The 23,951-nt window shown below is 59.7% G+C and carries 10 protein-coding genes; 5 read left to right on the top strand and 5 right to left on the bottom strand.

Annotated elements, in window-relative coordinates; genetic code table 11:
* Positions 1 to 19: 19 nt before the first annotated feature.
* The 3 genes from Enr13x_RS01250 to Enr13x_RS01240 form a co-directional block, all read right to left on the bottom strand.
* The gene (locus Enr13x_RS01250) at positions 20 to 6,280 is read right to left on the bottom strand and encodes a Calx-beta domain-containing protein (protein WP_145384339.1); all 6,261 of its coding nucleotides are present in this window, start codon (positions 6,278 to 6,280) and stop codon (positions 20 to 22) included.
* 346 nt (positions 6,281 to 6,626) lie between these two features.
* Complete coding sequence (locus Enr13x_RS01245) at positions 6,627 to 10,946, bottom strand: protein kinase domain-containing protein (RefSeq protein ID WP_145384338.1); 4,320 nt, start codon at positions 10,944 to 10,946, stop codon at positions 6,627 to 6,629.
* Between the two features lie 19 nt (positions 10,947 to 10,965).
* Positions 10,966 to 11,598 carry a sigma-70 family RNA polymerase sigma factor gene (locus Enr13x_RS01240; protein WP_197455692.1) on the bottom strand — a complete coding sequence of 211 codons (633 nt, stop codon included), beginning with the start codon at positions 11,596 to 11,598 and terminating at the stop codon, positions 10,966 to 10,968.
* A 377-nt stretch (positions 11,599 to 11,975) separates the two neighbouring features.
* On the opposite strand from Enr13x_RS01240, the gene Enr13x_RS01235 reads away from it, so the two are divergent.
* The gene (locus Enr13x_RS01235; RefSeq protein ID WP_145384336.1) at positions 11,976 to 14,636 is read left to right on the top strand and encodes a fused MFS/spermidine synthase; all 2,661 of its coding nucleotides are present in this window, start codon (positions 11,976 to 11,978) and stop codon (positions 14,634 to 14,636) included.
* Between the two features lie 11 nt (positions 14,637 to 14,647).
* Positions 14,648 to 15,475, top strand: coding sequence for an alpha/beta hydrolase (locus Enr13x_RS01230; RefSeq protein WP_231744035.1), 828 nt, complete (start codon positions 14,648 to 14,650; stop codon positions 15,473 to 15,475).
* A 4-nt stretch (positions 15,476 to 15,479) separates the two neighbouring features.
* On the opposite strand, the gene Enr13x_RS39310 is transcribed toward Enr13x_RS01230, so the two are convergent.
* Positions 15,480 to 16,553: a DinB family protein gene (locus Enr13x_RS39310; RefSeq protein ID WP_145384334.1), complete on the bottom strand. Its 1,074-nt coding sequence runs from the start codon at positions 16,551 to 16,553 to the stop codon at positions 15,480 to 15,482.
* Positions 16,554 to 16,682: 129 nt separating this feature from the next.
* Positions 16,683 to 18,476 carry an adenylate/guanylate cyclase domain-containing protein gene (locus tag Enr13x_RS01220; protein ID WP_145384333.1) on the bottom strand — a complete coding sequence of 598 codons (1,794 nt, stop codon included), beginning with the start codon at positions 18,474 to 18,476 and terminating at the stop codon, positions 16,683 to 16,685.
* Positions 18,477 to 18,668: 192 nt separating this feature from the next.
* Here Enr13x_RS01220 and Enr13x_RS01215 point away from each other — a divergent pair, with 192 nt between their 5' ends.
* The 3 genes from Enr13x_RS01215 to Enr13x_RS01205 all read left to right on the top strand — a co-directional run bounded on the left by Enr13x_RS01215 (position 18,669) and on the right by Enr13x_RS01205 (position 23,932).
* Positions 18,669 to 19,163 carry a cell division protein FtsH gene (locus Enr13x_RS01215; RefSeq protein ID WP_145384332.1) on the top strand — a complete coding sequence of 165 codons (495 nt, stop codon included), beginning with the start codon at positions 18,669 to 18,671 and terminating at the stop codon, positions 19,161 to 19,163.
* A gap of 115 nt (positions 19,164 to 19,278) precedes the next feature.
* Positions 19,279 to 20,283 (top strand): DUF1559 domain-containing protein, encoded by a 1,005-nt coding sequence (locus Enr13x_RS01210; protein WP_145384331.1) that lies wholly within the window; start codon positions 19,279 to 19,281, stop codon positions 20,281 to 20,283.
* 103 nt (positions 20,284 to 20,386) lie between these two features.
* Positions 20,387 to 23,932 (top strand): family 16 glycoside hydrolase, encoded by a 3,546-nt coding sequence (locus Enr13x_RS01205; RefSeq protein WP_231744034.1) that lies wholly within the window; start codon positions 20,387 to 20,389, stop codon positions 23,930 to 23,932.
* Positions 23,933 to 23,951 lie beyond the last annotated feature (19 nt).

The raw sequence follows: 23,951 nt of genomic DNA, 5'->3' as shown, positions 1-23,951 counted from the left end.
CGATTTCTCGTTACCCGACTCAGATCCGCCTCAGAAATCGCAGACCGAATTGTCCGTAGTCTTGCCCGTCGACGTCTCCGTCGCCATCGAAGTCCAGGTCGGGATTGAATCCTGGAGTTCCTGCGGTCTTCAAGAACGTCAATCCGAATCGTCCGTAGTCCTGTCCGTCCACATCACGGTCTCCGTCACTGTCGCCGTAGAGGGCAAAAAACTGGTCCGTTGCCGACGTGCCAATCACGTAGTCGCCGCCTCGAAGTCCATCGCCGTCACCGTCGAGCGAGACGGAGGTTCCAGTTCGACGTACTTTTGTCGGGTCGATCGCTAACTGATAATTTCCGTCAACGAGCGCACCGATCGCACCACGCGTGAGCGGCCCGCTGAAGGTGAGGGTCGCGACCGAGTTGTTTTGAGCGTCCGTTGTGAGCGTGAACGCCGTGGTAACCAGACCGCCCTGGGAACCTTGCTTGCGCAATTCAAATGCGTCCGCATCGACGTCCACCAGACCATCAAAGGTGATGTCAACTTGGGTGACGGTTGACCGCTGCGTCGTGCTGCTGCCGCTGCCAAGCGTCAACACGCCGACTTCGGCCAGATCCACCAAGGTCAATCGAACTTCGGTCGCGCCCACCTTCAAATCCCAGTCGGCACCGAGCGGGGGTGTGGGAAGGTCCAGGCTCGTGAACTCACCGCTCAGCGCCGTCGCGGTCACCAACACGAAGGCGTCTCCGACGTCTGGAGTCACCCCCACCGGCGGACGAAACTTCAACGTGCCGCCGATCGTAACGGGACCGCTCGTTTCGATTCTGCCGCCCGCGAATTCCGTCATCGTGCCAAGTGTGATGGAGCTTGTCGCCGCGAGTGACAACACTTGATGGGCGACGTTGAGCGAACCATCGATCTGGATCGATTGCATCGCATGCACACTGGTCGGACCGACGCCTGCGAGTCGGACTTCGTTGACTTGTGACGCATCATTCACCTGCACGATGGCGCCGGCAAGTGTCCCGTCGGGTGATCGCAGGGTCGCGGTGGACGTTCCCGTACCCCGGATGACGACCGAGTCGGAACCGCCTGCCGCGTCGATCTCGATCCCGTCTGGCAGCGAAAAAATACCACCCTCGCCGTAGTCGACGATAAACGTGTCGTCACCCGTCGTGCCGGTCAATTGAAGCGACTGCGTCGTCGCGATCGGTCTTGCCAACAGCGCTGCGCCGTTGTCGTTGTCGATCACTTCGACGTTTTCCCCCGCGAGCCTGACGGTGATGTCGTTCTCCGCTGGTTGGGCGACATACACCACGTCTTCGCGGATCGTGATCGAGTAATCTTCGACTTCGCCGTCGTCGGCAAACCCTGTTGGTTCAAGGCCGCCGGTCGTGCTGACTCGAACCCGACCGTAAGTTTCACCGAGCGCCATCGTTGTCGGAACGGCATAGTTGAGTGTCTGAAGACCGGAGTTTACGCTTGCACTGTCAAGGATTTTTTCGCTCGCGTCCCACACTCCATCTGCGTCAAAGTCTATCCAGGCATCGATCCAGGCATCGCCGCTGCCCTGCAATTCGATGTTCACAGCGGCCATCGTTTGACCAAGCTTGAGCGTGCCGAACAACACCCCGTCTTCGTCATCGGTTAATCCGTCGACATCGTCCCCGTCAGCATCGACCGATGGAATGCCATCGTCTTCGCTGTCGCGCTGCGCTCCCAACTGCGGTCCCACTGCGACGTGGACGGCACCGTCGTCGGCAATCAATGTCCCGTAGCTCGCCGGGGCATCGCCAAAGTCCAGTGGAGCGATGTCATCGTTGAGGATGGTCGCAACACCGGTACCGTCAGAGATCGCGGCACCCACTGCGTTGGAAAGCGTCAACTGAAATGTTTCGTCCGATTCAAACTGCGGATCATCGATGGTCGAAACCTGGATCGTTCGGCTGGTCATCCCTCTTGGAATGGTCAACGTGCCGCTGGTGGAAACGTAGTCGCTGGCTGAATTCGCAGTCCCATCGGTGGTGACAAAGTCAACTTCGACGGTCTGGCCAACGGGTGACGACAGCATCGCCGCAAATGCCGCTCGATTACGACTGGAATATCGCAAAATGTTGCGTGTGCCAGAGCTGACAACCAGCAAGTCACCGTCAGACGTGAACGCCAAGCCCTTGGGATCGCTTAATCCTCCAGCCCCCGATTCCACGACCCTATCAAGCAGCGCGCGGGTCGTGGGGTCGAACGCCAAAATCTCCGCGGGACCGTCACCGTTGCTCGCGTACAGTTCGCCGACACCATCACCATTCAGGTCGGGGCCAAAAATCAGCCCGGCGGTTGGAACCAGTGCCAGCGTTGAGGTTCCGGAAACGTCGAAGGCATCGATGAAGTCACCTGTTGTTCCATCGAATCTTAGAATGCTGTTGTTGTAGACGGCATGGGCTCCACTGGCGACGTAGAGCGTCCCGTCGGGGCCAAAGGCCAACGTGGTTGGATTGTCCATCCCCCCGTCGCCTGCTGTCACGAATGCGTCGATCAATCCCCCAGGGTCTTGCTCCAGCGGGCCTTGGTAACGCAGGATTTCGTCGGATTCCCCGTTGGCGACATACAGGTTGTTGTCCGTTCCAAACACGATGGCACGCGGGATACTGAGGGCGCCTCCGGCTGGAACGTAGACGTCGATGAATTCTCCGGTCGTTCCGTCGAATCGCAGAATCTTGTCGGTACGGTTGTTGGTCACGTACAGGTTGCCATCGGGACCAAATTCAATGTCCTTGGCACCATCGAGTTCATTGTGCGCGGCAAACACCCCCATGAATTCACCGGTCTGGCCATCGTATCGCAGCACTGCTCCCGGATACGGCCCTTGTTCGACAGTGACGTATAGATTTTCGTCTGGACCGACATCCAGTCCACGCGACATCACCCAGAGCCCATCGATTGCCGGCGGCACAAATTCGTCGGTAAACGTGAACGTCGGGTCTCCCTCGACGGCCGATGCATCGCTGATGAAAAGCGATGCATCATCATTCAGAATCGTGCCGATGGCTTGGTCATCGACGATGATTGCCTGACCTAATGTCATATCAATCTGGACGAACAGCGATTCGAACGCTTCTTCGGTGAGATCGCCATGAATCGGCACGGCGATTTGCTGGACATCGGGGCCTCCTGCTACAAATTCAATCGTTCCGGATGCAGCCGTATAGTCAACTCCCGCCACCGCCGAATTGTCGGTCGTCTGCCATTGAACCCTTGCTTCCGCAGGGCCGTTCCGTTGAACTTCCAATACAAGTTGCCGCGTTCCGCTGTCTCCTTCCAAAATCTCCGCGTCGTGAATTCCGATCGTTGTGCTCAGGTCCACCAGCGGACGGAACTGCCAGTTCAAGATTTCGTGTCGATTGCCTCCCGCAGCGAATCCGACCCAAGCCCGGCCGAAATCAAGATCAAGCAAATCGTCGATATCGACGTTGACGGACAGAGCCGGCGTCATCAAGTCGTCAACGAAGACCTGCAAATTGCCAGACTCGTAGCGTATCTTTGCGGTGTGCGGCAGATCATCGTTCATATCCGGAACAATGGTGGCCGTGCCAAGCGAATAGTCTTCGCTGGCGTGATTGTGTTCAATCCCCCGTGATTGAATGCTGACATGGTTGTTGTCGGGGTCGTTGTCCTTTGACCCTCGATGGGTATCGAATTCGATCGCAAGACTGTTCGGAATCGCGTTGAAACCGGCGTCTCCGCCAAGCATTTCAGGGCGACTGTTCTGAATCACAAATGAGAACGATCGAACGTTGGATGCCAGGACAAAATCAAACTGTGTTTCGAAAGCGGTGGAGACCGTTTGCTGTTCAGCATGCCAGACGCTTCCTTGGCGAAGCCCCGTGTCCGATAGCTGCATCCGGTCGTCCAACGTTGTGAACGCATGCCCCACAAGGTTCAAATCACTGACATCAAAAAAATCGGGGTAGTCGATCGTCGGCGGTTGCTGCACCTCGTCATCGGCTAGGGTACCAATTCCAATCGCGTCATCGAGTGAAGCGTTGGTCGGGTTGGAAAGAAGCAACTCGAAGGTTTCGGTCGACTCGAACACTGCATCGTCGACGGTAGGCACGATGATGGTGCGCGAAGTCACTCCAGGTGGAAACGTGAGTGTCCCACTGACCGGCGTGTAGTCACCGGACTGGGCGGTCCCGTCGGCGGTGGTGTACTGGACCGTCACGGGAACACCAGATGGCTTGGAAAGCGAAACGGTAAAGACGGCTTGCGATTGGATTCCATAGCGCATCAGATCGTCATCGCCGCCGACTTTGCCAACCAGCAGATTGCCGTCACCGTCGAAGGTGAGCCCGGCCGGCAGATCCAGGCCGCCCAAGCCGGCCGAGAAGAGGGGCTCGATGTAACTCCCATCGTTCCCATCGTAAACCAGGACTTCATCGGTACTGCCACTGGTCACATACAGGTCGGTTTGGCCATCACCGTTCCGGTCCGGCCCGAAAATCAGCCCACCTTGAAAGAGTCGATTCAATCCTCCGGAACCCGGCTGAACGAAGGTGCCTAAAGAGGCGCCCGTGGTTCCGTTGTAGCGGTCGACCGTATTCGAATAGCCAACAAACAGGTCTCCGTTTGGACCGAAAGTCAAGTTGTCGGGCGTGTCCGGGCGTCCGCTGCCGGAAACGAATTCACCAAGGAAGGCTCCCGGCTCGGATCCGAAAGGACCTTGGTACTCCAGCACTTTGTCGCCATGGCTCGCTACATACAGATTGCCATCGCTGCCAAAAACGAATGTCTTGGGGCTATCCAATCCTCCCGAACGCGATGCAACGAATTCGCCCCGGTACGCGCCACTCGTTCCGTCAAACCGCAGCACTCGATAGCCCGGCTTGCGATCAATGACATACAGATCCCCATCGGGACCGAAATTAAAATCTCGGAACGTCGCTTGTTCCGAATTCGGCATCGTGGCAAAGCGGTCGATGAACACCCCCGTGTCGGCGTCGTAGCGAAGGATTTCCGGGGGCACTTCGGAATTCAAATACAGGTAGCCGTCCGGTCGGATGATCGCTTTCCGGATCGCATTGATACTGACGGCCGTCGTATCGACCGCAGAACCGATGAAGCGATACTGTTGATCGCCTTCGGTCACGGTAACGTCGGCGACCGAGATGCTGACGTCGTCATTGAAGATGCTGCCGATGGCAGTCCCATCGACGACGGCAAGCGTTCCCTCGGTGACTTGGATCGAGACATGAAAGGTCTCATTCGTCTCCTCGTCGGTATCACCGAAGACGGGCACCGAAATCGTCTTCTCGGTTTCGTCTGGCAAGAAGATGACTTGGCCTTGTGACGAGGCAAAATCGTCATCGGCATTCGCGGTGTCCGCCTCAGTAGCCCAAGCGACGGTGGCTGACGCAGACACATCGCCCAATCGTTGCAACGTCAAGTCGAGGCTTGCCGAACCGGAATCACCTTCGATGAGACCCGAATCCAGAATACTGAGCGTGCTGGACGTGTCTTCGGTGTTGGCGAAGGTCCAACTGAGAATGTCGTGGTTCTGAATTCCACCGCCCGCCGACGCCGTGAATCCAACCGTCGCCCGGCCGTGGTCAAGGTCAAGCAACTCCTCCAAGTTCAACGGAATAACCAATTGAGGCGTCGCAAGATCGTCCAAGTAGATCTCCATCGTTCCCGGCGAGTACGTGACCTTGGCCGTGTGAACATTGCCGTCATCGAGCCTGGAACCAGAGGTATTGAATGATCCGAGCGAGAAGTTTTCATTCCAGTGGTTTCGCGCGGGACCTCGTGAGTGAACGCTGACGTGGCTGTCGCTGGGGTCATTGAGACTCGCTTCCTGGACCGTGTCGAATTCGATCGCGAGATTATTGGCGGCTTGGTGATAGCCCAAATGGCTCGCTTTGGCGACCGGCGCGGGGTTGTTCTGGATGACGAAGGCGAAACCGGCGCCGCCACCGTTTTCACCATCGTTACCTTCGCTCATTTGGAATTGAAACGTCGTTTCAAAGCCGATCGACACGTATTGTTTGTCGTGATGCCACGCCGCCCCGCCCACATCCAGGGTTGCCGTCGTCAGTCGCAATCGTTCCGGCGTCGCGCTCGTGTCGGCAACCAGAGTCAGATCACTCACGTCGGAAAACTCGGCGTAATCGATGGTTGGCGGAAAAGGCGACGCAAGCACGCCAGCAGCCAGCAGGTGTCGTCGCTCCAGTGTTTGCAGACCGGCGGCCAGCCGGCGTCGCTGCGGTTTGCTCAGTCGACGCTGCAACTTTCGACGGGGTTGAAACATCAAAAACCTCTTACAAGTGAACTGGATCGCGTCGCGAGAAGCCCCAGTTCAGAGATAAAGACACCGCGAGCGTCGACAACCTGCCGGAGGCCAAGAACGGCCATCCAGAAATGATGTTTTGCGGCATCGATCGAGAACCTCCGGCATCGAGCATGCCGACGTGCTTGGATCCCCAAAGCGCACCGGACTGCTGGAATGAAATGGCCCCAGGACTGATCCGGGAAAAGCGACCCGGAACGTCACCAAAAAAATGTCGCGTTTTGTCAGATCGAGCGAAAATTAGTGGGAGAGGCTTCCAGCCTGTCGATTCCCGCATGACAGGCTGGAAGCCTCTCCCACGGCCGCGCTATGGCCGCGAGGCCGCGTCGAAAACGTGGACGTGGCCGTCGGAGGAGAGGGCGACCAGGACGCGACCGCTGGCATCGAAGGAGAGTTTGTCGATTCCGAAATCAAGGTCGGCAAGCGTGTAGAGTTCCTGGCCCGTCGCCAAGTGCCACAATTTGATCACGCCGTCGGAATCACCGGACACGAGCGTTGCCCCGTCGGGCGAGAAGGTGACTCGACCGATCGATGCGGCGTGCCCGGTGAGCGTTCCTTGCAATTCCCCCGTTCCCGGATTCCAGATCCGTAACTTGCGATCTTCACAGGCAGTCACCAGCATCCGGTTGTCGGGTGAAAACGCCAACCCGTTCACTGTTAGGGAATGGTCGGCAAATCGTCTGACTTCGCGGAAAGGCTCCGTCGAGACGACGACCGCCTCTCGGCCATCGCAATACGCCAGCCATTGCCCATCGGACGAAAACACAAAGTCATCGCAATCATCCGCCGACGCGGACCACGTCGATTGCCACGTTGCCGTGCCAAAGACTTTCAATCCATTCCCACGCCGACTGCAGGCGGCCAACCATCGTCCGTCCTGCGAGAGGGTGATCGCTGTCACGCCGGCATCAATTTCCATCGCCTGGATGACGTGAATCGGCGGGCCCGGTGATGGGTCCCAGAACCGGATGGAACCGTCACGGTGCCCGGTCACGAGCCGACCGCCGTTGGGGGCCACCGCGACCGACTCAAACGCAAATCCCATGACGCCGAGCCCGGATTTCCCCCACCATCGATAATGATGCCGCAGGTTTCCTTCTGGCCATTGATAAATCAGACCGCGTCCGATCTCTGCGATTCCCAGCGTCGTCTGATCGTCTGACCAGGCGAAGTCATCGACGCGAAAGTCGAGGTGGCGGCGTCGCGAAAGCCATTGCCAGCGGTCGACCGGTTGGGACCAGCGACGGAGCGTTCCGTCGCGGCTGGCGGTGAGCATCTGCTCTCCGTCACCCGTGACCGAGAGAGACCAAATCCGATCGGTGTGACCTTGCAGCAGTTCGTTCTTGTCGGAGGTAACTTCGAGTCGGTCGAGGTCCCGTACTTCGACTCTGACGCCCCGAACGTTACTGAGAAACAGACGATGTCGCTGTAAAACCTCCGTTTGCTCGGCACCCTGATTGTCCGCAAGTGTTTCGATGAATCCGTCCGGCCGCAACCGGTAAAGGAAATCCTGCAACCCCGGTGCGGTCAACGCGAGCGAGGTTCCCCGGTCGAACCAACTGACGCTGCTGCAGTGACGCTCGCCAAGATCCAACTCTCGCCACCGCAAGGTCTGCTCATCTCGAACGGCGACAGCACCGTCGGCTCCGCACGTCACGATCCCGCTTCCGTCGGGCGAGGGTTCCAGGTCAATGATTTGATCGTGGGGATGGTCGATCGTTTCGACGACATTCCCGCCCGGCCAATCCCAACGGACGATCGGCCCCTCGGTTGCCCAACCGAACAACTGATGGCCGTCATGGGAGAATCGCAGCCCCGTGATCGTTTTGATCGGAGAATCGAATTCGCGTAACTGTTTCCCTGTTTCTGCGTCATACGACTGGATCGATCCGTCCCGGCCCACAGCGATGGACTTTCCCTCCGGCGCGAAACATCCGGGGGCGCCCACGGGGATCTTCAGCTTGAGCGGCGGTTGCAATGCATCGTCCCAATTGGACGGCAGCGTCACGATTCGATCCACGCAGAACAGTCGCGATCCGTCGGGAGAAAACGCCAACTGTTCGCGTTCGGCGAGTGGGATCTGAACCGCGAGGTTGCTCAATAAGACGCGGGTTCGTTGGGACGCCAGATCACGTAAGATCAAATTCCCATCCGCTGTCAGTCCTGCCCATGACTTCCCGTCGGGCGACAATTGAACCGACAAGAATCTCAAGAATCCATCATTACGAAATCGATCCACGGGTTTCCTGCCGCGAATTCGCCAGATCCGCAGATTGCCGCCTCGATCACCGGCAACGATGCCACCGTCGGCGAGGATCGCGAGCGATTGAACGCCGTCGCGGTGCTGGCGGACGACGCAAACTTCCTCGCCGGTGGCGTGATCCCAGAACCGAATCGTGTGGTCGTTGCTTCCGCTGATCAGGTAGCGCCCGTCTGCGGTGAACGCGGTGCAAAGGACCATCCCGGTATGGCCGCGCAGCGATCGAATCGATTCGCCGGTCGCGACACGCCAGATTCGAACGTCGCGGTCGTTGCTTCCCGACGCGATCGTCGCATCATCGGCGGCGAACGCGACCGTGCGGACATCGCGACGGTGCCCGACCAGCGCCAAACGCTGCTTCATGGTGATCGGATCCCAAAGGCGCACGTTTCCATCGCCACCTCCGCTTGCCAAGGATTTTCCGTCGTGCGAATAGCGAACGGCAAACACGGGTTTCCCATCATGCCCTGATTCGATCACGCCGACTTCTTGTCCGCTCGCGACGTCCCAGATGCGGACGGTGCCGTCTGCGCCGCAACTCGCCAAACGCTGGTCGTTGATGTCCAGATCCAAGGCGTGAACCGGACCATCGTGCCCATCCAGTCGCAACGGCGTTCCGGATTCTCGCATCAAGCGAATCGTTCCCTCGGCGTCACCGATCGCGATCAGCGTGCCGTCGCGAGAAACGGCCGCGGCGGTCAATTCCTGATCGGACCGGAAGACAACATTGTCGGGCGGCAACAACAACGAATCCAGAAAGTGCCACTCGAACCCTCGCAGTTCCGGCTGCGATTGATAGGCCGGGTTGGAACGCATCAGCGCCGCCGCACCCGCGCCGTCACCTTCGCGCCAGGCTTTGGCGGCCAGGCCTAAACCGCGGACATACAGCAGGCGCTCGAGGCGGCCGATTGCCGTTTCTGCTTTCGCGCGATTCAACTCGGACCGTTCAAAATTCTCCTCGGCTTGCGACAAAGCGACCTGCGTCTTGGTCGTCTGCCGAACGAGCAGCACGCTGCCGATCAGCCATGCCAGTGCGATCACGGCAAGCATCGCGAAGGATGACCGGACGATTGCCGGATGGCGTCGCCCCCATTTACGGATCCGGGCGAGGCTCGAGGGACGCCGTGCCGCGATCGGGCGATCTTCCAAGTAACAACGCAAGTCGTCTGCCATCGACTGCGCGTCGACATATCGGGCATCGCGATCTTTTTCCATCGCCTTCATCACGATCGTCTCAAGGTCGCCCGGGACGCGAGGGTTCCATTTGGACGGCGCGACGGGATCGACACTGATGATTTTGCGAAGCAGTTCTTGTCGGTCGTCTCCGATGAAGGCCGGTCGACGCGTCAGCAATTCATAGAGCGTCGCGCCCAACGAATACACATCACAGCGATGATCGACCGCGGAGCTTTTCGATGTCGCCTGTTCCGGACTCATGTACCGGAGTGTTCCGACCAGATCGCCCGTCATCGTCAACTCGGAATCTTGTTCAATGCGGGCCAGCCCGAAATCGGTGATCCACAACTTGCCTTGGCGGTCCAAGAGCAAATTACCCGGTTTGATGTCCCGATGAATCACTCCACTTTGATGGGCATGCTCGAGCGCCTCGGCGGCCTGGATCGCTAGATTTGCCATCGAACGAAAATGTTGCCGTGCGTCGGTCGCAGATTCAGAGCCACTTGTGGACTCGCCGCGGGCTCGACTCGAAGGTTCGGATGGTTGGCCGTCGGACGAATCACGCAGCGTTTCGGCTTCTCCGGCAGCCCCCAAGTCACCGATCGAACCGGATTGCCTGGTCGACGCGAGCCGAGCCTCCCTCAGCACCAGGGCCAAACTGGTGCCATCGATGTACTGCATCGCGTAGTAGTGCACGCCACGATCACACCCGACCGAATAGACGGGAACGATTCCGGTGTGGTGCAGTCCGGCAGCCGCCTGCGCTTCGACCTTGAATCGGGCCAACTGACGTTCGCTCGAAATCGCCGCAAATGGAAGCACCTTGAGCGCGACCCGTCGATCCAATGAGATCTCGTTCGCTTCGTAAACGATCCCCATCCCGCCGCGGCCGATTTCGCGAACAATTTGAAAGTCGCCCAACTGCTTGAACAGCGGCGCGTCGTCCGAGCGATCAAGATTCGCACTGAGGTCGGCATCATTCGTTAAAGAACCATCGGTCGTGACATCGTTCACTTCACCGAGATAGCGCAGCGTCGGGATCAACTGTTCGATCCGGTCGGCATGCTTGGGAAAACGGCGGATGTACTCGACCGTATCGATGTCACCGCCGGACCGCAGTTGATCGATGATCTGGTCGACAAGATCCGCGAGGTCCGATTCGGAGTCTGATGCGTCAGCCGAAGAACTCATGGGTGAATCAGACACTCCTTCAAGGACCTCGAGACGATGGACGCGATCCCGAATCGTCACGGCAAAGGATTTTCCGCAATCGCTCGACGCCGCGCAATTGACGCATTTTCACCGCGCTTTCACTCAACCCGCAGGCGACCGCAATTTCCGCCACTTTCATTTGTTCCAGGTGTCGCATGACCAGGATTTCACGTTGCTGATCGGGCAATTGATCCAGGGCTTGATGGAGACGCTGTAGCATTTCCTTTTTGATCGCGCCCTCGATCAAGCCGCCGGTTGCCCCGCCAAGCTGGATCGCCATGCGTGCCATCGAGTCCTGGGAAAGCCCCCAAACCTGCTCGCGCAAGACCGAACGTTTCTTCGTACTGACATGCCGCTCGTAGAGTTCCGACAGACGATCTCTGGCGATCTGTCGAAGCCAGACGTAAAACGGAACACACGCCTTGTCGAACTCCGTCAATCGCTGTGCGGCGCGCAGCAGCGTGTCTTGAACCACGTCCGAGGCGTCCAGTCGTCCCGCCAATCGGTGGTCCATGTGCACCTTCACCATCAAATTCAGCCGGTCTCGGTACCGCGCCAGAAGCCGATCCGCCGCCCTGCGTTCTCCGCTGGTCGCTCTGCGTAGCAGCCTGGTGACACTTGAATCAGTCACGATCGAGTCACCCCTAGATTCGACGCGTGTGAAGAACGGCGAGCCAATTGCGTTTCGCTGCATTCAATATAGACACCGCTGACACCCAAAGGGCCATCTGATTGCTGTGATCCTGGTATTCTAAGCACGTTGGCAGGAAAGTTGCGGTGTCATCGTGTGAGCCGAACGCGCTGGCGCCCGAGAAAGTACGACGGCCTTTCCAGGCCGTCGAAACCAGCGACAGCCTGGAAAGGCTGTCGTACATTAGCCTGCAAACCCCTGATGACATGCTTCGTTGAAATCTAAAAATGCTCTCGCGCTCGAAGGGCGGCGGTCCATTCTGGCAATCCTTTGATGTGCGTGCTGCACGTCTTACACCATGCTGATCAAGTCATTCTATGCTCCGTTATGCTCTGACGATCTTCACCAGTGCATTTTTGCTGTTTCAGGTACAGCCGATCATCGGACGCTTTATTTTGCCATGGTTCGGCGGAGGGCCGTCGATTTGGACGAGCTGCATGCTATTTTTTCAAGCGGCACTGTTGGGCGGCTATCTCTACTCGCACCTGATTTGCGCCAAGCTCTCGGTTCGTTCCCAGGCATGGGTCCACCTGGCGGTCCTGGCAGCGTCCGTGTTGTTGTTGCCGATCGCTCCGGATGAAACTTGGAAACCGCTGCCCGATCAATCGCCCCTGGCCCGCATTCTGTTGGTCTTGATCGCAACGGTCGGCGGTCCGTACTTCGTGCTCGCCTCGACGGGCCCCTTGATGCAGAAGTGGTTCAGTCAGACTTCGCCGGACCGCTCGCCCTATCGCTTGTACGCGCTGTCCAACATCGGTTCACTGCTGGCACTGCTCAGCTACCCGTTTGTGATCGAACCCCGGTTCACGCTGCAACAGCAAAGCGTCTCATGGACGTCCTTGTACGTTGTTTTTGCCTGCTTTGCCGCTTGGTGTGCGGCCGGAATGTTGAAACACGATGCGATGCCGATTCAGCGTGATCAAGTTGCCGAGCAGCCGACGGTCGAACCTTCGTTACCCCAAAAACCTGGCTGGATCGTCGTGTTCCTGTGGCTGATCCTGTCGGCGTGCGGATCGGCCATGCTGCTTGCGACCACGAACCAGCTTTGCATCGATGTCGCGACGGTCCCGTTTCTTTGGATCCTGCCGCTGAGTCTGTATTTGATTTCTTTCATCATCTGTTTTGATCGTCCACAGTGGTATGATCGACGCGCCTTTGGATTGTTGTTGCTGGTCTGCGGACCGCTGGCGTGCTGGGCGATTTCGTCGGGTCCCGATTTGGAGTTGGCAAAGCAAGTCGTCATCTTTTCCGCCGCCCTGTTCGCTTGCTGCATGGCGGTCCATGGTGAACTTGTCCACTCCCGCCCAGACCCACGCTACCTCACGCTTTTTTACCTGCTGATTTCTGCCGGCGGTGTCCTGGGCGGGCTGTTTGTCGCCATCCTGGCCACGAATTTGTTCACGGGGTACTGGGAGTTTCAGATCAGTCTGGTGGCGTGTTGCGTGTTTGCATTGATGGCCGCCTGCCGACAACGAGCCTGGGACGTGGCACCGTCAAGCGATTTTTGGACCTGGACCGGCGGAGCGTTTGCGACGACCGTTGCAGCGATTGCGGTTCTCTGGCAGCCCCATCACGAGTCCCTGGATGCGATCGACGAAGTCGCATGGCTTGGCGGCTTCGGCAGCTTGATCTTCTTGGGACTGATCGCCGTCGGCACACGCAGCGAGCGTTCGGTATCGACTTGGACCTGGTGCGGATCGGCGGCGTTGCCCATCGGCTGGTTGGTGGCTTGGGGAGCGTGGCGAATGCCCGACGTGATGACCGCTGGCCTGAGCCTGCGGTTCGCGGCGATTTCGATGGCAGCCTGGGCCGTCGCCCTGGTTGCCTTGTGGGGGCTGAGGCATTTCAGTGAGCAACGTCAGAGCCAGTTGATCCGCGTCGCGATTCTGGCGTACGCCATGATCTTGCTCGCCCTGGCGTCTGAGCACGACGTCGTCACCAGGGCGCAAACCTGGACGCTGCTGCTGGTGGGACTCGGTGGCATGATGGCGGAGTGGATGATCCGAAAACTTCGCTCGTCCGATCGGCCATCGCTGGGCATCTGGTTCGGGGCGCCCCTCCTCACGTTGGTGGCGATCCTGGGATACGACTTTTGGGAAACCCTCGATTCACATTCACACGCCGTGGTCCACAGGTCGCGCAACTTTTATGGCGTCTTAAATGTCGACTACGTGCCCGCTCGGGACGATGACGAGTCCCCGATGCCGGCGAAGTTCAGGTTGGAACACGGTCAGATCCAGCATGGTTTTCAGTACGCCGATGACGATTGGAAAAGGCAGCCGACGACCTACTATGGCAGGGCGAGCGGATTGGGGCTTGCGATCGAAACAGCGCGAGCGCGCAAACAGGCGGGCAAGCAGGCGCGTGCGCAGGCAGACCAGTCGATTCATGTCGGAGTCGTCGGGCTGGGGACGGGCACGATCGCCGCCTATGGAGAAGCGAACGACGATTTCCGGTTCTACGAAATCAATCCCGCCGTGCAAGAACTGTCCGGCCGATTTTTCACCTATCTGCAGGATTCCGCCGCCAGAACGAAAGTTTGCATCGGCGATGCGAGAATCGTCATGGAACGGGAACTGCGCGAGAACCGGCGGCAACACTTTGACGTGCTGGCGATCGACGCGTTCAGCAGCGACGCCATTCCGGTCCATCTGCTGACCACCGAATGTGCGGAGATTTATCGCCGGCACCTCGCCGCAGATGGCATCCTGGCAATCCACATCTCGAATCGTTTTCTCGACCTCGGCCCCGTCGTCCGCGGCTTGGCGGACAGTCTTGATTGGCAATCGATCCGCGTGAGCAATGACAAAGACGAATCGACAGGCGTTTACAGTTCCACCTGGGTGCTCTTGACGGAAAATGTGGAGGTCGCCGAACAACTTCGATTGAGTCCGGCATTTGAGGCGTGGGAGAAAGACGATACGATTCTGCATTGGAGAGATGATTATTCCGGGCTGTGGAACCTGCTCTCACTTTAGCGGATGCTTGCATGATACGTTCCTTTCGTCGTCATCTCTTGAACCGTTTCGTTTTGCGGCCGTCGCGAAACGAGTTGGTCTATGCGCCGAAAGAACGGGTGTTGGTGACCGTCGATCGTGTCACGGACGAATATTTCGTCGAGTACCGCCGGGCGCGGGGCGATGGAACGACCGGCGAACTGTCGCCCGATCATCAACCGCTGGACCTGATGATTCTGAAATTTCCCGGCACGGCGGGACGGGCCGAGCGGGCATCGGATTGGCCGTGCCGATTCCTTCCCCAAGCGACGGTCAAGATCTGTACCTGGAACGCGCCCGGATATGGCGCCAGCAGCGGCCGCGCCACGCTGGCCAACATCGCCCACCGCGCGTCACGATTTTGGTCCCTGGTCACCAGCGGCCTGCCGGCCCGGCGTCCGCGGATTTGGTTGATCGGCAATTCGCTCGGCTGTGCGACGGCGACGTACCTGGCGTCACAGACGAACGTGCAGATCGAGGGGTTGATTTTGCGCAACCCGCCACCGTTGATTCAAACCGTCAAACGCGTCGCGCGGCGATACCCGCTGGGGCATTTGACCGATGCGATTGCCGAGAGCGTTCCGGCGGAAATGAATCTGTCGTTGACGGCGCCCCTGGCCCATGTCCCGACGGTGATGCTGCAATCCGAGCGGGACCAATTGGTGCCGCCGCCGTTGCAAATGGAAGTCTTTGACGCGCTGCCGGGCCCCAAACGGTTGGTAGTCATGGAGGGTTTGGACCATGACGGAATCGCGACCGACGAACACGAAAACGAAATCGGCCGGGCCATCCACTGGCTGTGGCAACAGTCCGGTCGTTGACGCTTCAGCGTGACGCGAGCGCGGGCCAATACAGGAGATCGAGATCTCGGATGCGTCCCCCGGAACGGCGCAGCATGTTGATCACTTGGGCCCGATGGTGTGTTCCATGCAGGGCGACGTGCAGCGCCGATTCGCCGATCCGAAATGCCGTCGGCGGTCCGTCGGGTTTGATGGTGACGACGTCCATCGCGACGGTCGAATCGACGCCGGCCAGAAACTCGTTTCGCTGTTTTGCGACTTTTGCCCAGGCCTCACGGATCGCCACCAACGGAGTCTCGGGGGCGGAATGGGGAAACGCACTCGCGCGGCCGTTCCAGTTGTCCACCCACCAACGATCGGCATCCATCAGGTGCAGCAACGATTTCCGAATCGTCCCGCAACCCATCTGGAAGTCGCGATCGAGCGCGGCGACTTCGACCGTGTCAGCCATCGACAGGATTTCGATGTTCGCCCAGTCCTGGTACTGGAAAAGCCGTTCGATCAAGGCGGCATCGTAGCGTGGGTCCGGCGTCGGGACCGTGGCGACATCTAACCCGAACGCTTGCAGCTGCCGGACGGACTCGGGCGACTGCTCCACCGTCGAGGCCGCCAAGCGATAGAAGATGTAGTCCAGACCGGCGGGAACCGTCCGATCGAATTGTTTCAAGAAGTGCAAGGCTTGGGCGCGATGGTGAACGCCATGGTTGGCGACGTGAAGCAGCAGATCGAACAGCGAGTGCGTGAACTCGGTTTTCTTGCTGTCCTGATACGTGATCCGTTCACGCCAGCGCGTGGCGCGATGGATTTCGATCAGCGACCGTCGCTGCGCGGCGACTTCGGCCAACCCGGCGGAGAACTCGTCCAACGACATGCCGTCCGGGTCGGTCGGAAACGGCCGCCACGGGGCGCCCGTCCAACGCTCCATCCACACCCGCTCGGCCGTCAACAGGTGAAACAGGGTGCCGCGCAGCGTGCCAAAACCGATTTCGCGTTTCGCATCGAGTTGCGCATCGCGCAGTCCCTGGCAGAGCGTGGCAATTTTCGCGTTGGCCCAGCGGTTGTAGGCAAACAGATCGTCAATCAATTCGTAGGCAGTCATTTCGCGGCGGTGGCAAAGTGATAAAAATCCGGCGCGGTCGTCGGCACGCCTTGCCACGTAACTTGACAACAGAACGTACGAACCACCACCCGACTGAATGGAAACCGGATCGTGCGGATGATCCCACGATCATTTCGGCAGCTCGATCACCTCGCCGTCGCTGTCCCCCGAAAGAATCTGTTTGACCATCATTTGTGTCGGCCCGTCCCAGGTCGGCAGGGAACGAAATTGTTTCAACGCCGCGTCCAGGTCACCGCCGCAAAACAGATCCAGCGCGGCTTCGTAATCGGCGATCAACGCATCGGTCACTTGATGTGTCCCGATCGCCGCTTCACCGATCAATTCCGAAATTTCCACCGGCGACGTGAACCCGGCGGGGCGGACCTTGGCCAATCGACGCAATTTGAATTGCTGTTGCCCCGACGCCACGATCCCCGCCCGCGTCGCTTCGTCCAAGATGATCTCGGCCCCGAATCGCTTGGACATCGATTCCAGCCGACTGGATAGATTCACGACCGGCCCGAATGCCGTCACCTTGACCTGATCCTTGGTGCCGATCTGCCCGGCGACGGCGCGACCGTGGGCCAACCCGATCCCGCAACGGAACCCGAGATCCGAGCGATGGTATTCGGCTTGAATCGCCAACGCGGCGCTGGCTGCTTGGAGGATGGATTGGTCCTGCGCCAACGGCCAGCCCCAAAACCCCATCGATGCATCGCCGTGAAAGTCACCGATCACACCGTCGTAACCGAGAATGTGTTTGGTCATCACGCCCAGCGCGTCGCTGACGTCGGACAACAACTGCAACAGTTTTTGCGAGTCCTGTTCGCTGCGTCGTGAAAACCCGCGGAGATCACAGAACATGACCGTCAGGTCCGCCTCGCGCGGCTGTAGCACCTTGGCGGTGTCGCCGCCGGCGAGCGCACGCATCACGACCGGCGCGAAAAAGTTGCGCATCGCCGCTTGGCGACGCTGCAATTGGCGACTCTGCTGCAGACTGGCCATCGTGGTTCCGACCAGTTCGGCAAACTTGACGTCATCATGAAGCTGTTCGGAAACGTCCAGCGGCTTTCCCGAACCGGTCGTCTCGGTGTCGGGAAGTTTCCCCGTGATGTAAATCACCCAACCGTGACAGGCTTCGGTTCGCAGCGGAACGCAGTACGCCCAATCCACGTCTTCCCGCGCCGTGAACGCACTGGTCGTGTACTGGGAATCTCCCCCGGCCCAAACGTTCAAGATGCTTTCCCGCTTTTCCATCGAACGCTTGACCAGTCGTCGACTGATCGGCGAACCGCCAAGCGTAGCGCTGCGGTTGTCATAGTGCAGCACTTCGATCGGGGCGTCCGGGTCCGTCTTCAATTCCGCGGCAGACAAAATCGAGACGGCTTCGGCCGAGGGCGTCGATTGCAACAAGACACTCGTCACGCGGACGAGCAACTCTTGATCGCTGTCGCTGCTGGCGATCAAATCGGGCAACCGCGTCAGCACATCGATCCGCGAGTTGACGTCGCGAAAGTGCTTGCGTCGCAGCGCCACGTGATCAAACACGTTTTCGGTAACACCCAGTCCTTCCTCACCGGCCGCATCCCGAAGTCGCTCGGGCGAACGGTTGCTCGTCGCCGCCGCCAACGTGAACGTCGTCTTGCCGATCACAAAGTGGTCCCCCGGGACCAACACAAAACGAAGCGCATGACGACCTTGGTGGTAGACCGGATTGCGCGCCGATGCGACCGCCATGATTTCGATCCGCCCGTCGGCCTGCGGAATCAGACGCACATGCGCCCGAGAAATCATCGGGTCCCAAGGCACATTCCAATCCGCATCGCTGCGACCGATGACCAAGTCACGACCCGTCGTCGCATCGGGAATCTCCCGACGCCAGCGATGATAATTCTGCGGTCCCTGTGCAATCAAATCAGCCATGACAGTAAGGTATCGAGTCTGGGGGTTGAGTTCCAGGTTTCAGGTTTCAGGTTTCAGGTTTCAGGTTTCAGGTTTGAGATTTCAGGGGCGAGTTGATTTCCGCTGCATTTTCTTGTCACCCCTCTTCTTGTCTCCTCTCCCCCATTTTCCTGCCCACCATTTTTCTGCCATCTTCAGTCCCTCCCCTTCACCATGCACGACGACGAAACATTGACCGCGTACCACGAAGCCGGCCATGCGGTCGTGGGCTATGTGCTGGGCGGGGAAATCGAATCGGTCGGGCTGTACGGTGAAGCGGACGACTGGTTGCCGGAACGGTTCGGTGACTGCCACGTCAATTGGGGGCGTGTCGACGCGGGCTGCGACTGGCAAGTTCAACGTGAAGTGCTGACCATTCTCGCCGGTCCCGTCGCCGAGATGATCTATCGCGGTGAAAAACTTCACCCGGCCACCTTCGCTCCTTGGCAACACGACTGGGCCTGGGCGTGGCAACGCAGCGAATCATTGATCCCGGACCCGAGACGTCGCACGAGACTTTTGGAAGCGATCGTGGTATGGTTGCACCACCACCTGAGCGACGACCTGTGCTGGGCGGCGATCGCTGCGGTTTCGGACGAATTGCTGGCACACGAGTACCTGGACGCCGAACAATTAGCCGAAACCCTGTCGTTTTGGATCCGAACCTGAACGCCGGAAACACGGCAAACCTCGAAAAGGTTTTGCAGAACCGCTGATCGATCACCTATAACCTATGGCCTTTGCGCGAGACGCTCGTCAGCCGAACTCTGTCAGGTTTGTTGCGATGCCGGCTTCTGATGTTTTGAATTTACCGCCCCGCCTGAGCCGCAACGCCGCGTCGCGCCACGCCTTTACCCTGGTCGAGCTGCTGGTGGTGATCGCGATCATCGGAATCCTGGTCGGCTTGCTGTTGCCCGCCGTCCAGGCCGCCCGTGAAGCCGCCCGCGTGATGCAGTGCCAGAACCGGCTGAAACAAGTCGCTTTGGCATGTCACAACTACGAATCGGCGTTCAAGTCGTTGCCGGGCTACGGGGGAGAGCGCCCCGGCTACCTGATCACGCAGCGGGAAAATCGTTTTCGAACCAACCTCGGCGGGGGGACCTGGATCACACAGGTGTTGCTTTATCTGGAAGAACCACAGCTGGCGACCAAGATCCAACCACTCGCTCGGTCGTTGTCCGTGACGCCGTCGGATCGGATTCAATCGCTGGTTCGTGTTCCCGTCGAAACGTTGCATTGCCCCTCGCGCCGCGATGCCGAGCCGTATCCGCTACTGGAACCGTACAACCTTCGTTACGGCGATGCCGGGGCGCGCAACGATTACGCGATGAACGGCGGCTCGGCCGTCATCGATCACAGCGCCACCCCCAACAGCAACGAAGCGCCCGCGATCAAGTTGACCCACGACGGCGTCTGGGTGCTCGGCCGGCGGACGCGATTCAACAGCATCTTTGACGGGCTGAGCAATACCTACCTGGTCGGCGAAAAGGCGATGGACCTGAACAAGCTGGAATCCGGAGACGGGTTCGGCGACCGCTCACCGATCGCGGGCTACCACGAAGTCCCCATCTCCTCCCATTCCTATGTCCGCTATGCGGCTCGATCGCCCAAAATGGACTCGCGGGAAAACTGCTTGGAATGCCATGACTTCGGCGCGACGCATCACAGTGGTTGGAATGTGGCATTCGCCGACGGGCGTGTCACGCTGATGGATTACAGTTTGGATTTAGAGATCCATCGCGCCCAGGCGTCGGTCAACGGGCGCGAGATCATCCCGTACCATCATTGATCGGTTCGTGTATGCTGTGACGCAATCCAATTCAGCCTACGATCATCTTCCTATCCGTCGACCGTCCATGCGTTTTGCGTCATCGTGTTTTGCGTCTCCATGCGTGACACTCGCTTGTTTTTTTGCCGTCAGCGTCTTGCCGGCCCACTCCCAAGACCCCACGTCATCGCAGGATCACAGGACGGACCCCGACTTCACCGTCCAGGGTGAATACACGGGGGATCACCGCAGCATGCAAGTGATTGCGGTGGGCGACGGCGAGTTCGAAATCATCGTGTACGACGTCGCACTCGATCGCATCGCGGGGTCGGCCAACCCGCCGCGCCGCTTGGACGGCGACGAAGACACGGTCGCCGACTTGGCCGATTCCCTGGAACTGGAACGCGTGGAGCGCACACCACCTTCGCGGGGCGCCACCCCGCCGCCGGACGCCATTGTCTTGTTCGACGGTTCCCAAGAGTCGCTGGCCCAGTGGAACGGCGGAGTCCTTTCCGAGGACGGCCTGTTGCAGCAAGGCACCGAAACCAAGCAGTCGTTTCGTGACTACACATTGCACCTTGAATTTCGCACGCCCTGGATGCCCGAGGCGAGCGGACAGGCGCGCGGCAACAGCGGCGTGTACCACCAAGGACGCTACGAAACACAGATTCTGGATTCGTTCGGGCTCTCCGGCGCGGCGAACGAAACCGGTGGCATTTACGGCGTGAAGGCCCCCGACTTCAACGCCTGCTTGCCGCCCATGCAGTGGCAAACCTATGACGTCGATTTCACCGCCGCGCGGTACCAGGGAAACACCAAACTCTCCGACGCGCGGATGACGGTCCGGCTGAACGGAGTCACCGTGCAAAACGATGTCGCCGTTCCCAACAGCACCACCGCGGCGAAATTCCGTGAAGGCCCCGACGACGGGCCGATCGTGTTGCAGGACCATGGGAACCCGGTTCGGTTTCGCAACATCTGGCTGGTCCCACGCGACGCTGCCCGTGAAGCGACCCGGCCGATCGTCCCCGGCTTTGAACGATTTTTCGCCGGCCGCGAGGATCCCCAAGGTCTCGGCGGCGAACTGCTGATCAGCACGCTCGGATGTGTCTCGTGCCACGACGGTGCCGAAGGCGTTTTGCCGATCAAGCAAGGGCCCGTGCTGTCGGACGTGGGTCGGCGAGTGCGTCCCGATGCCCTGGTCGACATGATCGCCGATCCCCACAAGGCGAAAACCGGGACGACGATGCCCGACCCCTGGATGGGGCTCAACACCCAACAACGTCACACCGCCGCGGCGTCGATTGCCAGTTACCTGTTGTTGGCCGGAAACCCCTCGGATCTGACCGACCGGCCCGCCAAACCGAGCGCCGTCAAACGCGGCAAAAGACTTTATCACCGCGTCGGCTGCGTCGCCTGTCACGCCGCCTTTGACGGCACCGAGACGCCGAGGGCCACGACCGTCCCGCTCGGTCAAGTCGACGCGAAGTACACCGTCGATTCACTTGCCCAACTGATCGCCCAGCCCCACGCCGTCCGCCAAGGCGCCCGCATGCCCTCGTTGGTCGGTTCCATGGGCGACGCGTATGCCATCGCCAGTTATCTCACGCGAAACGTCACCGAGCGGGCAAGCGATGCCAAATTCCGCCGTCAAATCTACAAGGGCCAGTGGGAGCGGCTGCCCGATTTCGATGCCTTGACTCCCGTCGCCGAAGACCTGGTTTCGGATCTGCAACTCAAACACGACGGCGATCCGGCGAACACCGCGATGGTGTTCGAGTCACAGATTCGGATCGCCGCCGCCGGCCGGTATCCGTTCTCGATCGCCAGCGACGACGGCTCGCGATTGATCATCGGCCCCCACCAAATCGACAACGATGGGATTCACCCGGTCGTGACCAAACAGGCCACGTTTGAACTGGCCGCGGGAATCTATCCCGTCCGCATCGAGTGGTTCAATAAAGGCGGAGGCGTCGGGCTGGAAGCTCATGTCGAGGACCCATTGCTCGGCCGGGTTCCGCTCCGCGAAGTCATCACCGACGGCAAAGAAGACTCCGGTCCGTTGTTGGCCAGCGAGTTCCGCCCGGATCCGAATTCGGTCGACAGCGGCCGACAATTGTTCCAGTCGACCGGCTGCGCCTCCTGTCACGAATTTCAATCGACACGCCCGGCGGCGCGACAGATCCCAGGGCTGGCCGACGTGCGAACGGACCGCGGATGTCTCGCCAACTCGGTCTCCAGGCCCGCGGTCGATTTTCACCTGTCGCCGCGACAACGGCTGGCCATCGAACGCGCGATCGAGCTGCGAAAGAAACAACACTCCTCGGCCCATTCGATCACCGACGCCGACCTCGTCCACCTGACGATGGCGGGACTGAATTGCTATGCCTGTCATCGACGCGGTGAGTTCGGCGGTCCCGAAGCGGCACGTGATGCATCGTTCCAAACCACGACGGCCGAAATGGGCTGGGAAAGCCGTTTGCCGCCGCCGCTCGATGGGGTCGGCGACAAGTTGAAGTCGGACTACCTGACCGATCTGTTTGCCGCCGGTGCCAACGAACGCCCCTACATGTTGACCCGCATGCCGGGCTTCGGCGCCGGCCACTTGGATCTGCTGCACCAGAGCCTGGTGCGATTGGATCGCCAAGGTTCCAGCGACGACGCGGCGCTGTCCGAGTTGGCGGACCAGGTGCATGTCAACGACGGCCGTAAACTCGTCGGGGCCACCGGGCTGTCCTGCATCAAGTGCCACTCCTACAACGACGTCAAAGGCGGCGGGATCGGCGTGATCGATTTGTTGGCGATGCCCAAACGGCTGCGGGCCGACTGGTTCAACCGCTACCTGCAAGACCCGACGAAGTACCGGCCGGGCACGCGAATGCCCAACAGCTTTCCCGACGGCAAAAGCTCGTTCACCAGCCTGTACCATGGCGATCCCGCCAAGCAAGTCGCCGCGATGTGGTCCTATTTAGCCGCCGGGACATCCGCCAAAGAACCGCCCGGGCTGCGGGTCGGCGCGATCCTGCTGGCGGCCGCAGAGCGTCCCAGGATCTATCGCAACTTCTTCGAAGGCGTGTCCGGTCGCGGCATCGCCGTCGGCTTTCCCGGCGAAGTCAATTTGATCTGGGACGCCGAACGCATGGGACTGAATTCGGTTTGGAAGCACGAGTTCATCGATGCGGCTCGGCACTGGACCGGGCGCGGACAGGGCCGCACCACGCCGGCCGGCGACTCGATCCACACCCTGGAACCCTGGACGCCGCTGGCACACGGTGATTCGATCGACATGACGTGGCCCGGCGAATCGGGACGCGAACTCGGTTATCGATTCGGCGGCTACCGACTGGACGAAGGCGGCAACCCGACGTTCCTGTATTCCATCGACGACGCCCGAGTGACCGATTCGATTCGGCCCCTCGGTCCCGGCGGATTCGAACGACAACTGACCATCACGCGAGTCTCCGATGACCAGTCGCCGGGACTGATCTGGCGGATCGCCCAGGCGGCCACGATTGAAACCGCAGGCGACGACCTGTATCAGATCGGGCCGCTCAAACTGTCCGTCCGCGGTGCCGAGTGCGAGATCGTTTCGGTCGACGGCCGCAGCGAATTGCGCGCCCGGTTGCCGGCAAGCAATACCGTGACCGTCACGCAAATCCTTCAGTGGTAACGCGTCTTCCTACCTACAC

Source organism: Stieleria neptunia (assembly GCF_007754155.1).
Lineage (GTDB): Bacteria > Planctomycetota > Planctomycetia > Pirellulales > Pirellulaceae > Stieleria > Stieleria neptunia.
The sequence above is the reverse complement of the archived record's forward strand: the minus strand, read 5'-3'. Positions and strand labels throughout refer to the sequence as shown.

Coding starts and splice junctions, on each gene's coding strand:
- Enr13x_RS39310 (WP_145384334.1), bottom strand. CDS start 16,553: ATGACTGCCTACGAATTGATTGACGATCTGTTTGCCTACAACCGCTGG.
- Enr13x_RS01250 (WP_145384339.1), bottom strand. CDS start 6,280: ATGTTTCAACCCCGTCGAAAGTTGCAGCGTCGACTGAGCAAACCGCAG.
- Enr13x_RS01235 (WP_145384336.1), top strand. CDS start 11,976: ATGCTCCGTTATGCTCTGACGATCTTCACCAGTGCATTTTTGCTGTTT.
- Enr13x_RS01215 (WP_145384332.1), top strand. CDS start 18,669: ATGCACGACGACGAAACATTGACCGCGTACCACGAAGCCGGCCATGCG.
- Enr13x_RS01210 (WP_145384331.1), top strand. CDS start 19,279: ATGCCGGCTTCTGATGTTTTGAATTTACCGCCCCGCCTGAGCCGCAAC.
- Enr13x_RS01245 (WP_145384338.1), bottom strand. CDS start 10,946: ATGAGTTCTTCGGCTGACGCATCAGACTCCGAATCGGACCTCGCGGAT.
- Enr13x_RS01230 (WP_231744035.1), top strand. CDS start 14,648: ATGATACGTTCCTTTCGTCGTCATCTCTTGAACCGTTTCGTTTTGCGG.
- Enr13x_RS01220 (WP_145384333.1), bottom strand. CDS start 18,476: ATGGCTGATTTGATTGCACAGGGACCGCAGAATTATCATCGCTGGCGT.